This window comes from Bulleidia sp. HCP3S3_C9 (genome assembly GCF_052064035.1).
Lineage (GTDB): Bacteria > Bacillota_I > Bacilli_A > Erysipelotrichales > Erysipelotrichaceae > Bulleidia.
In genome coordinates this window covers 43091-54911 of record NZ_JBQHWJ010000004.1, presented here as the reverse complement: position 1 = coordinate 54911, position 11821 = coordinate 43091, and the positions used below count along the sequence as shown (strand labels likewise).

Genomic DNA, 11821 nt, shown 5'->3' with positions numbered 1-11821 from the left:
ATATTATACTATATTAAAATGAAAGGACTTCTCGTTATGTCAATCAAATTATTACCATGTGATTACGCTGACAGTGAAATGATCGTCGCATGGTTGAATCGTGAAAGCAAAAAAGGAAACCAATTATCTTCCATCAATCCACTCTTTGCGAAATTCAAACATGAAGAGAAACAGTATTACTATACACAAGTCAATTCCGTTACAGATCAATATGAATTTGCACAAAATGGTGCATGCACAAAAGAAGAAATCATCGCAAAGATGAAAGAAAGAGGTTTTATATACTGTGGAAAGTGTGGTTCCTATCTGTATTTTGGATGTGAAAGTTTAAAACTCATTGAATACTTTGATACAAAAGAAAAACATGAATCCGCATTAATCAATGCATACCGAACACAATTGCTACTGCTGCTCATCAATATCTTCGTTACAGCACGCATGATTCCTTTATGGTATCGTCAGGCACCATCTTTTATCATTCGTATGACTGGAATGGTATTCATTTTATTTGTACCTGTTTATGCATTTCTTGATTTCATTGAAATCAGAAACAAAAGAAGAAACTTAGAAAACTATGTACCTGTTTACAAAAGAGAAGTTGAAATTCCTTCTCCAATATTTGAAACAGCGAAGAAAATACTCTTTATCTTTATCATTGTGTATATTCTTTTCAACACTTTCATTTGACAGCTTCAAAAACAAGCTGTCTTTTTTATGTTCATGATCACTATTTTCTAATTGGAGTATAATTTTCATCATGAAAGAACAAACATATCGAACATTGAAAGAACATTGGTTGCCAGTCACATTAGCATTTGGATTATCCATCGCATTTATTTTGTTATTTTCACACTCTACCAGTCCACTCAGCTGGTATTACAATGGCACAGATTCGTGTATTAACGTAACGATTGCTAGAGGATGGTACTTTGATATCATTCCATACAAAGATCTATTTGCGGAAAATGGGCCATGGATGTATTGGCTTGGAAGCATAGGTACAAAGTTTGTATATGGAAATAAAGGCGGAATAATTATTCCACAGATAATCAATCTATTCTTTTTCTTATTATCTGTCTATTTTATTTCTCGACTTGCTACAAGAAATAGAGCATATACATGTATGACTTTATTTCTAACGATATGTATGTTGAAAACAAACTATCCAGATGGAATGCATGCAGAAGAATTCCTGCTTCCCTGGATTGGATGGACATATTATCTCATTTTATACAGCCATAAAAAGAAAATATTTCCTTCATTCTATAGCATATTCTATGGCATTTCTATTGGTGTTACTGTGCTTTGTGAACCCACTGGTTTACTTGCATATGTTCCCCTCATGTGTCTATTTGCATATATACTGATAAAAAAGCAGTGGAAAGATTTCTTTCTATCTATCTCATGCATTCTCATTGGTTTTCTATGTATTACGATGCCTTTTGTTCTCTATTTCAAATATCAAAACTGTTTGAGTGAAATGATTTATGATGCATATAAATATCATACAGATCTCACTTTCTCAGCCACAAAAACATCGTATTACTATCACCTTGTATTCTTCTTACGCTTCGCTGCGATTGCACTCATCTTTTCTGCAATTTTATTTCTATGCAAAAAAGAATATTTCAAAGCTATTTCCTGGGGAATTTGTGGATGTATTGAAACGTACTACTTTGCACAAATGAATTTCACAACATACATCTCAATGTTCTGTATCGTGAATCTTGTATTCCTTTGTAATAGTATCTATTCACTGCTCCCTTTACAATCACGCCCTAAAATCACAATGATTCTATGTGGATGTGTATCGTTTACAAGCATGTACTATCTCTATTTAAAAGATTACCCAAACGCTATTTATACTGCATCAAACTATTCTATATATATCGACCAAGGATATGAAGGATTAATGAAGCTGATTCCATCAGAAGACTATGATAAACTCATCTTCTATGGTGGAAAGAATATGGAAGATACATATCTTTCAACAAATGCAATGCCTTGTTACAAATACTTCTATCTGCAGGATGAATTATCCACAAATGATGTCGTACTAAAAGAAAAGATCTATTCTACTTTTAAAACGTGCAAAGCAAAATGGATCTTAACAGATACACATACAGATGGTATTGCTGATATTCTCAAGCAAAACTACTCGCTTGTAGATGAAGCAGGAATTTATTCGCTATATCAGCGAAAGTAAAAGAAAAACATGGAGCTACTCAAAGTTCCATGTCTTTTTTATATCTTAGAATAAACCCTGGGACATCATTGCATCCGCAACTTTAACGAATCCAGCAATGTTTGCACCCTTAATCAAATCATAGCCAAATCCATACTTTTCAGCTGCCTTTGCAGATTCATCATGAATAGATGTCATGATTGTATTCAACTTAGCATCAACTTCTTCACTTGTCCAAGACAATCTTTCAGAGTTCTGAGACATTTCAAGAGCAGATACCGCAACGCCACCAGCATTTGCTGCCTTAGCAGGTCCAACAATTACACCATGTTCCTGTAAGTATGCAAGAGCTTCATTTGTAGCTGGCATATTTGCACCTTCAAAATAATACTTCGCACCAGCATCAACAATAAGCTTTGCTTCATCCATACCTACTTCATTCTGTGTAGCACATGGAATATAAACATCAGCCTTTACTTCATATGGCTTCTTGCCTTCAAAGAACTGACATCCAAACTTATCAGCATACATCTTGACATTTGCATTCTTGCTTGCACGCATTTCAAGCAGATAGTTTATTTTTTCTTCTGTTACGATTCCATCTGGATCATAAACATATCCATTGTGACCAGAAATTGTAACTGCCTTGCCACCCATTTCAGCAATCTTCTTAGCAGCACCCCAGGCAACGTTACCATATCCACTCAATACAACAGTTTTTCCTTCAAGTGTATCATTTTCATGAGCAAATACATTTTTCGCATAATATAGAACACCATAGCCAGTAGCTTCTGGTCTAATTAATGATCCGCCATATGTCAATGGTTTTCCTGTCAATACACCATTGTCCCATGAGTCTCTTACTCTTCTATATTGACCAAAGAGATATCCAATTTCTCTTCCACCAACACCAATATCACCAGCAGGTACATCAGTATTAGGACCAATATGTCTTTGAAGTTCTGTCATAAATGCCTGGCAGAATCTCATGATTTCAGCATCACTCTTACCATGTGGATCAAAGTCACTTCCACCTTTACCACCACCAATTGGCAATGTTGTTAATGAGTTTTTGAATACCTGTTCAAATCCCAGGAATTTCAAAATAGAAAGATTTACAGTTGGATGGAATCTCAAACCACCCTTATATGGGCCAAGTGCTCCATTAAACTGAATACGGTATCCACGATTAACATGTGGTTTTCCTTCATCATCAACCCAGGCTACACGGAACATAACTTGTCTTTCTGGTTCTACGAGTCTTTCAAGTAATGCAGCTTTCTCATATTCTGGATGTGCATCCACAACAGGTGCAACAGAAGTTAGCACTTCTGTTACTGTCTGTAAGAATTCAGGCTGATCTGGATTCTTTTTTCTTGTTTCTTCGATTACGCGATCTACATATGTACTCATGAATTCATTCTCCTTCTATCAAAGTACTTCTTTGATTTTTCAACGAAAATATTTTACAACGTTGATAAAATCTATAAAAGAATACAAAAACTAAAAATGAAAGAATTTATTTGATTTTTGCATCTCTTTGAAAAATTTTCATTTTATAGAACTTCCTGGATCTGTTCCATCGTAACAGGACCTTGTCTTAAAATCTGTATCTCCTCTTTTGTACAGTCAATAATTGTACTTGCTTCTCCAAAGGATACGTTACCTTCCATCATACCATCCAATAGTGGACAATGATTTTCAATTTCATCCAGATTTGTACAAACTTCTTCTCCAGACTGGTTTGCACTTGTCATAAAGACAGGACTGCCTAATGTTTGAATCAATTCTTTCAGTGGTTCACTTGTTGCCATGCGTATAGCAAGTGTAGGCATACCACCATTCACATAAAAAGGAACACTATTCTTTTTTGGCAGAATCAAAGTTACTGGACCAGGCATAAATGCACGAATCAGTTTTTCACTTCTTTCATCCACATCACAAATTGTTTTGATTTGTTCTTCATCAGCACACATGATTGGAAAAGCTTTAGTTGCCGGACGCTTTTTCACATCTCTCAGCTTCTCTTGTGCTGCTTCATGATCATATCTGCAGCACACACCATATACTGTATCTGTAGGGACAGACAATGTACCATCCTTTTCTAATATTTCCACCATCGCATGAATATCATTTTCTTTAAATCTTTTCATCACTTTCATCTTCACTTTCTAATACATACAAACGGGATTGAAAATCACCATTTCTACCATTATACACTTCTTCATTCTCACCACATGATGCATCACTCACAACCATTCCACAACTCATCAGCTCATCCCCATACAATCCTTCTTTAGAGGCATTGATTCGATACTTCTTGTCTGGATCTAATCCCTGTAGATAAAGACGTTGAAATGGTGCCATAACACTTTGCAGGATCTTATAATATCCAACAATTGCATGTTTCTGATCACTAGAAACAACCATCCATGCCATTGTATTTCCTTCAAACGGACTCACAAGACGATAGAATGTTCCATATTGAATCAAATGACGATATTGTTTCATAAATATCACTTGTTGTTTGATTTCTTCTGTTTCTTCCTTGCTTAGCTTTGAAAGATCCATTTCATAACCAAAAGCCCCAAAGCAGGCAACATTGAATCTTGTATTCAACGGTGTCATTCTCTTTAACTGATGATTTGGGCAGGCAGAAACGTGTGCACCAATACTGCTGATTGGATAGGCAAATGAAGTACCATACTGGATCATCATTCTTTCCACTGCATCCGTATCATCTGAACACCAGCATTGTGGCGCATAATACAGCATTCCCGCATCAAATCTAGCACCGCCGCTGCTGCAAGATTCAAACAGGATATTTGGATACTTCTTCAATAACATTTCATACAGACGATATACCCCTAGAATATATGCATGCACAACTCTACCTTGCTGAGGTGCACAATTAGAATACACTTCCGACATACTGCGATTCATATCCCATTTGATATAATCCACATCAGCTTTTTCTAAAACACGATCCAGCATTTCATAAATTGCATCTACAACTTCTTTTCTAGAAAAGTCCAATACATATTGATTTCTTCCATGACAACAATGATATTCTGGATCATTCATCACCCAGTCTGGATGCATTCGATACAAGTCACTATCTTTATTCACCATTTCAGGTTCAATCCATAACCCAAACATCATACCTTCTTCATGTACTTTTCTAGATAAACCATTGATTCCACATGGCAGTTTTTCCATATTACAGAACCAGTCACCTAATCCCGCATGATCATCATTTCTTTTTCCAAACCAGCCATCATCCAGAACAAACAATTCAATACCAGCATCTTTTGCCGCATGTACGATATTCATGAGCTTTTCTTCCGTAAAATCCATATACGTTGCTTCCCAGTTATTCACTAGAATTGGACGATCTTTATCTCTCCATACACCACGTGCAAGTCTAGATTGATACAGTTTATGATACGTTTGTGATAAAGCATTCATTCCATTTTCACTATATGCCAGAACAGCTTCTGGTGTCACAAAGCTTTCTCCTTGCTGTAATGTCCATTCAAATTGATCTGGATGAATACCCATTGTCATTCTTGTAACGTTATGATTATCAACTTCTACCTGTCCAAGAAATGAACCACTATATACAAGTGAACAAGCATATGCTTCTCCACTTCTTTCATCTGTATTTTCTCTTTTTAATACGAGGAATGGGTTATATTGATGTGAAGAATGCCCACGCATAGAATAAATAGACTGCACGCCATGCATAAGTTTTCTCCACTCAACATGCCTTTCTCTGCACCATGTACCTGTTAGTTCTAACATTTCATAGTTACAATCAGGAAGGTCCAGGCAGACAGATAATGCTCTATCTAGCGTAATAGATTGCTTTCCATAATGCATGAATTTAACATGTCTGCAAATCACAGGATATGTTTCATAAATTGTATAATACAAGATCATATCTGTATCTGTATGAGACTCATGCAATGTGATTTCTAATGTTGTGGCTTCTCCATCACTTTCAACATATGTCGAAGGTAATCCTTCTATTGATTTCTTTCCTTGATAAATGCTATGGGACGCATACACATATTCATTTACTGTGCTTCCATTTTCATGCGTAATTGTAAATGCAGGATATCTAAGATCTCCATGATTAAATCCAGGATATTCTTGCTTGATATGTTCTAGAGAAAATAACGTATCCCCCTCATATGTATAAGGTGCCATACCACGCTTTCTCATTTCAAACAGTTCATCAAAGCATTCTTTATCATGAATTCTTTTCCCAAAATATAACTGTCCTAAAGATCCATTCTTTAAAACCTTAAAAATATAACTGATTTGTTGATTGTATAAATGAAACGTTTTTGATTGTTCGTGAAAAATAATTGCCATATGTGAATTCCTTTCTTGTCCATAGTACTACAGATTCCTGACTCTTGTGCTATAATTTGAAACAATTATGAAATATATTATAAAGACATTTAACGATCTCACCCCAAAAGAAATACATCAACTCTACAAAGCTAGAATTGATGTATTTGTGGTTGAACAGAATTGTCCATATCCTGATGTAGATATGCATGATTTAGTATCTATTCATATTTTATTATTGAATGATTGTGACGAGCTGCTTGCCTATTGTCGTGTACTTCCCGCAAATACAACATTTCCAACTCCATCGATTGGAAGAGTATTAGCTTTACAAAGACACAAAGGCTATGCATCCATGGTTGTCAAAAAAGCAATTGCTATCGCAATCAATACGTATAATGCTGATACAATTACAATTGAAGCACAGACATATGCTCGCGCACTATATGAAAAGCTCGGTTTTCAACAAACAAGTAATCCATTCTTAGAAGATGGCATTGAACATATACAGATGCAATATCACAAGTAGTTTTTCATTACAAGGTTTAACAGATGAATGCCTTTTCTTCCAGCTAGTTCAACACCTTTTAAACAACGATTACAGTCAACAATGATCTGCATATCTAAATCCACGCCTTCGAAGTTATCTTCCATCAGTTCTTTTTGTAATTCTAATGGAAGTTCAGAGATCTTCGCATCTGGATATGCTTTTAATTTTTCAAGCAATGCATGATTTTCTGTTTCATAATGCAATGTACCACAATATACCGAATTCTCTTTATTGCGTTTTGCTTCCACTACATCCACATTCATTTTCTGAAGAATACTTCTGACTGCCTGATGTACTTCTGGATGATTTCGATCACGATAACAGTCTTGTAGAAGCATCTTTTCATGGTTGTAATCTGGAAATTCAAAATCTTCCAGAGAATCAATATACTCCCAAAGACTCATTGTTTTAACTTTATTTTCAATGGTTTCTCTACAATGCTGACAAAAATAAACGCCAATATCATCTTCATGAATTTCTCTTTGATCTCTTAAGCAGCATCCCGCAACTACCATCTTTTCTTTCAAAAGATTTCTCACTACTTTCGCAGTTGATGGTGAAGCAATAGAAAAGTTACAGCTTGGATAGTAAATATACATATGTTTTTCTCACTTTCTTTCTCAACTATAATGCATACGCTTACATTTCACAACGATTATGCTCATGTACCTTTTGCATTGAAAAAGGCCCAGATTTCTGGACCTTATTTTTTCTTTGGAACAAATACAGTAATTCTTTCAGGAATTACACTAATTTCAGAATTTTGAACATTCCCACCATCTTCACCATCCAGTGTCCATGGTACTTCATCTTCAAATTCAAACGCAGCTTTTTTAAACTGAAATGTTAATACACCGTTACAATGATCACGATTTCTATTAAATGCCGCTATCATTTCCGCAACATCAATTGGAGAAGGATTTGCTTTAATTAACAATGCTTCAAAAACACCATCATTCAATGAACTCTTTTTAATTACGCCTGGCTGTGTCCCCGCAACAGAAATACTGTTTGTAATCAATCCAAGCATAAAATCACCTTCATCAACTATGCCATCATGTGTAATCTTACAATGTTTCTTATATGTCAATCCACCAGGAATTGTTGTTAAAAAATTCAATACATACGCAACATATCCCAAACGATTTTTCATATCTTGTGGTGTTGTATAAGAAACAGATGGGAATACCCCAAATCCCGCAACATAGTTAAAGTAACTGTCGTTAAATTTCCCTACATCAAATGAGAATGGTTCTCCATGTGTAATGAATCTACAAATATCTTTGAAGGAATGATTTCTATTGCCATAAAGGCTCTTAGAAAAGTCATTTGTTGAACCAACTGGAGCATAGCTGATTGGTGCATGTAAATCATTGGCAATCATACCATTTGTTGCATGATTCAATGTTCCATCTCCACCACAGATGAAATATTGATCATATTTCCCCTTAGATTTCTCTAAGATAGATTCACAAGTTAATCCCTTCTTAGGAACCACTGGAAAAATTGTAACTTCATACCCATGTACACTTAAATACTCAATACATTGAAACAAATCATTCATACTTCCAGAAATACCAGCTTTCTGGTTATAGATCATTAATAGTTTCTTTCTATCCATTACTGTTCTCCCTCTTGTAGTACAGCTTCGTTATTTTGTGTATTTGTTGTATTTTCGCTGATTTCTACAGGTGTCATCAATAAACCCTTCTCAATCAAATCAGATACTTTTCCTTCATCTACTCTATGCCAGTTCGACTGTCTGCTTCTCAAATAGCAAACTGCATATAGATTCTTAATATCTTTATCATCACGATCAATTGTAACAGACCATTCAGAGTTATTTGAAGAAGACATGCCAATCTCAAGCTTGTCATTGATATCAGACTTATCCCACACAACAACTTCAACATCTAACTGTCCACCAGCTGCATTCACTGCACCATCTGCGTGGAATGTTAATGTATCTGCTTCTTCATCATATGTTGTATACAACTGTGCATTCCATGGTTTTTCAGCCGTATTGAAATCGCACTTGCCAACAACACTTCCTGCCTGCATATCATATATTACAACATGCACACCATCACGATAGTTCGTTAAGTTCTGCCAGTTGTTGCCAACTGTAATTGTCGCATAACTGCCATCAGAATCCGCACTAGAAATTGTATATCCCGTTCCATTTGCTAATTCACCACTGTCACGGATATAGCCAATGCCTTCCTTGAGGACTGTTGTACCCTTAGATAACACCGCATAGCGAGTATTTTCACCTTCATCAAAGAAAGTCTGTGGAATACCTAAATCAATCAATTCTTGTTTTTCTGCTTCCGTCATTTGAGCAAGTGCATCACCTTGTGTTGTTACAAAGATTGCATATCTTCTTTGATCTAATGCACTTGCACTATGCAGTGTCTGCTGCAGAAGATTATCTTCACACGGAATCACAGCCAGATTTCCAGAATATTGATAAATATTCTGTGTCTTCAAAGCATCGGAGTTATCAATACGAATATGTGCATCTACAGAAATTGTCTGGTATTCAATACCACCATTGGATACATCAATCACCGCATCATATCTGCCATCTGACTTATTATGCGTTGCCTTCACTTTCTGTCTTGATCCATCTGAATGTGTTACTTCAACGGAAACATAGTCAATATTTCCACCTGTATAGAAAATATCATCTACAGATAACGTAGCAGTCTTTGCCTCAGAATCATAACTCTGTAAATAAACAACAGATGAACGAATACCTTCTTTATTCAAATATTCCTGGAACTCTTCATTCGATACATCATTTCCACTCAATTCAGACATGAATGTACTCTTCTTATTCAGTTCACCTTTTTCTTTATCTAAACCATATTGTTCAGTTAATGTTTGTTTTGATGAAAATAAATTTGTACCAAGACCTAAACGATCTCCATCTATTTGAACACCCAAAGCAGCCAAAGTTGTAGGAAAGTTATCAAATGTTGTAAATGTTCTCTTTGTATTGTTTTCAACAGATACAGCTGAATTGATATAACATGTATACACTCTTCTTTGATATTCTGGATCAATATTTTCCATATAGTCAGAATCCATTGTTGGATGGTCACCAGAAATAACAATTGTTGTATTATCATACCAAGGCTGTGTCTTACACCAATCCACAAATTCAGTTACCTGCTTATCAGAATGGAAGAAAACATTAGAGTAGTGATCGTTAAATTTATTTTCTGCAGAAGAATCCAGATATCCGTCTTCAAAATGTGTATCTACCGTTAATAATGTATAGTTAAATGGCTGACCACTGCTTGCCATATTTGTAATGTCATTCTTTGCCATCTCAAACAAGCGTGCATCTTCAAAGCCCCACCATACATAATAACCACGTGGAATAATTCCATTTGCCTGTGCATATTCATAGTCGTGGAATGTATAGTTTCCATGTTCCTGCAAGTATAATTCTCTACCGCCAAATGAAACTGGAGAACCACAAGAGAATGTCTGATTATATCCAGCATTTTCTAAAATATCACCAAGTGCTGTAATGCCTGGGAAGAATGTAGATTGCGTAGACATTGTATTACGACCAACATCTGTCTGTAATGTCAGTCCTGCAGTTGCCGCAAAAATACCACCCATTGTCCAAGTCGTAGAAGGCATAGAATATCCACCATTTAACTGTGAATTATCTGTACCAGAAAAATCTTCATTTTCTTCCGCCAGTGCTGTCAATCTAGGAATGACATTTTCATCTCTTGCACCACCATTTGCCTGATCCGCAAAGCTCATTTCCATAGATTCACAATAGATATAAATTAAATTTCTTTTCTTTTCAGGGAATGTTAACTGTGTCTTTGAAGGGTCTACATATTCATCTTTGATAAAATCAGATGTTGTCGTCTGATTTTCCACATATGTTCCAACATCCAGATGATTCCAGAATGTTGTACCTGCAATTCCCACACAAATACAAGATACAACCACAAGAATTGATTTTCCGAGTCGTCTAAATAAAGTACCCGCTTTTGTAAGTATCACAATGACAATGATTGCGATAACTACCACAATTGCCATAGGAACAACTGCCTGCTGAATAAAAGCATCAATCATATTAGAACCTGTTCCTTCAAGTGGAGCAGTTGCCTCATACATCAACTCATCCATCTTCAGGTTTGGCCATGTTCTAATCAGCCATTGCACAACAAAATATAACAATGTTGAAATCGCAAAAAGAAGAACAGCTAATACACTAGTAAAAACACCTAAATGTTTTTTACTAGACAGTTTCATTTCTTTTTTTGATGCTTTCAAGCTCTTCTTAGCTTCTTTCAAAGCCTTCTTTTGCTGCTTGGCATCCTGCTTCAGCTGTTTGATCTTAGACTTAATGTCATCTTTGTTATCCACATAATCACTCTTCACAAGAGCATATGTTGTTTTCGCTTTTTCTAAATTCCGACTAGCTTTTTCTATTTTCTTTTCACGTAGTTTTTTTGCTTCAATATCTTTCTGACGCATTTGAAAACGTCTCAACAGCGGTTTTTTCTTTTCTTCTCTTGGAATAAAATCAGTTTCTTTATGTACAACTGGTTTTATATCCACTTTCTTTTCTGTATTTTTATCTGCATTAATAACCACATATTGAGAGTGTAGACCTGCAGGTCTTTTTCCTTTTTTCAAACTATAACGTGAATGACTTTGCTTTTTGAGATTTCTGTTTTTATTTACCATAC

General features: G+C 35.5%; 9 protein-coding genes. 3 read left to right on the top strand and 6 right to left on the bottom strand.

The annotated features are described in order from the left end of the window. Positions 1–36: 36 nt before the first annotated feature. Entirely contained in the window at positions 37–687 is a 651-nt protein-coding gene (locus ACTND6_RS01760) for a DUF2812 domain-containing protein (protein WP_178176371.1), read from the top strand. Between the two features lie 70 nt (positions 688–757). Then, complete coding sequence (locus tag ACTND6_RS01755) at positions 758–2206, top strand: glycosyltransferase family 39 protein (protein WP_441021342.1); 1449 nt, start codon at positions 758–760, stop codon at positions 2204–2206. Positions 2207–2251: 45 nt separating this feature from the next. Here the strand turns inward: ACTND6_RS01755 and gdhA are convergent, their stop codons facing one another. The 3 genes from gdhA to ACTND6_RS01740 form a co-directional block, all read right to left on the bottom strand. Then, positions 2252–3598, bottom strand: coding sequence for an NADP-specific glutamate dehydrogenase (gene gdhA / locus ACTND6_RS01750; protein WP_178176367.1), 1347 nt, complete (start codon positions 3596–3598; stop codon positions 2252–2254). Between the two features lie 143 nt (positions 3599–3741). Further along, positions 3742–4338, bottom strand: coding sequence for an L-threonylcarbamoyladenylate synthase (locus ACTND6_RS01745; RefSeq protein WP_441021348.1), 597 nt, complete (start codon positions 4336–4338; stop codon positions 3742–3744). Then, positions 4325–6565 (bottom strand): alpha-galactosidase, encoded by a 2241-nt coding sequence (locus tag ACTND6_RS01740; RefSeq protein WP_441021350.1) that lies wholly within the window; start codon positions 6563–6565, stop codon positions 4325–4327. The genes ACTND6_RS01745 and ACTND6_RS01740 overlap by 14 nt, the downstream gene beginning before the upstream one ends. 67 nt (positions 6566–6632) lie before the next feature. Between ACTND6_RS01740 and ACTND6_RS01735 the strand changes: the two genes are divergently transcribed. Continuing rightward, positions 6633–7073, top strand: coding sequence for a GNAT family N-acetyltransferase (locus tag ACTND6_RS01735; protein ID WP_441021353.1), 441 nt, complete (start codon positions 6633–6635; stop codon positions 7071–7073). Here the strand turns inward: ACTND6_RS01735 and ACTND6_RS01730 are convergent. The 3 genes from ACTND6_RS01730 to ACTND6_RS01720 form a co-directional block, all read right to left on the bottom strand. Then, positions 7064–7693: a hypothetical protein gene (locus ACTND6_RS01730; RefSeq protein WP_441021356.1), complete on the bottom strand. Its 630-nt coding sequence runs from the start codon at positions 7691–7693 to the stop codon at positions 7064–7066. The genes ACTND6_RS01735 and ACTND6_RS01730 overlap by 10 nt on opposite strands. A 104-nt stretch (positions 7694–7797) precedes the next feature. Beyond that, a complete protein-coding gene (locus ACTND6_RS01725) occupies positions 7798–8715 on the bottom strand; it encodes a diacylglycerol/lipid kinase family protein (protein ID WP_441021361.1) in 918 nt (305 codons plus the stop codon). Further along, a complete protein-coding gene (locus ACTND6_RS01720) occupies positions 8715–11819 on the bottom strand; it encodes a sulfatase-like hydrolase/transferase (RefSeq protein ID WP_441021363.1) in 3105 nt (1034 codons plus the stop codon). Before ACTND6_RS01720 ends, ACTND6_RS01725 begins: the two co-directional genes overlap by 1 nt. Positions 11820–11821 lie beyond the last annotated feature (2 nt).

What these genes read in the sequence shown, in the direction of transcription:
- ACTND6_RS01760 (WP_178176371.1), top strand. Translation starts at nt 37, where the DNA reads ATGTCAATCAAATTATTACCATGTGATTACGCTGACAGTGAAATGATC.
- ACTND6_RS01755 (WP_441021342.1), top strand. Translation starts at nt 758, where the DNA reads ATGAAAGAACAAACATATCGAACATTGAAAGAACATTGGTTGCCAGTC.
- gdhA (WP_178176367.1), bottom strand. Translation starts at nt 3,598, where the DNA reads ATGAGTACATATGTAGATCGCGTAATCGAAGAAACAAGAAAAAAGAAT.
- ACTND6_RS01745 (WP_441021348.1), bottom strand. Translation starts at nt 4,338, where the DNA reads ATGAAAAGATTTAAAGAAAATGATATTCATGCGATGGTGGAAATATTA.
- ACTND6_RS01740 (WP_441021350.1), bottom strand. Translation starts at nt 6,565, where the DNA reads ATGGCAATTATTTTTCACGAACAATCAAAAACGTTTCATTTATACAAT.
- ACTND6_RS01735 (WP_441021353.1), top strand. Translation starts at nt 6,633, where the DNA reads ATGAAATATATTATAAAGACATTTAACGATCTCACCCCAAAAGAAATA.
- ACTND6_RS01730 (WP_441021356.1), bottom strand. Translation starts at nt 7,693, where the DNA reads ATGTATATTTACTATCCAAGCTGTAACTTTTCTATTGCTTCACCATCA.
- ACTND6_RS01725 (WP_441021361.1), bottom strand. Translation starts at nt 8,715, where the DNA reads ATGGATAGAAAGAAACTATTAATGATCTATAACCAGAAAGCTGGTATT.
- ACTND6_RS01720 (WP_441021363.1), bottom strand. Translation starts at nt 11,819, where the DNA reads ATGGTAAATAAAAACAGAAATCTCAAAAAGCAAAGTCATTCACGTTAT.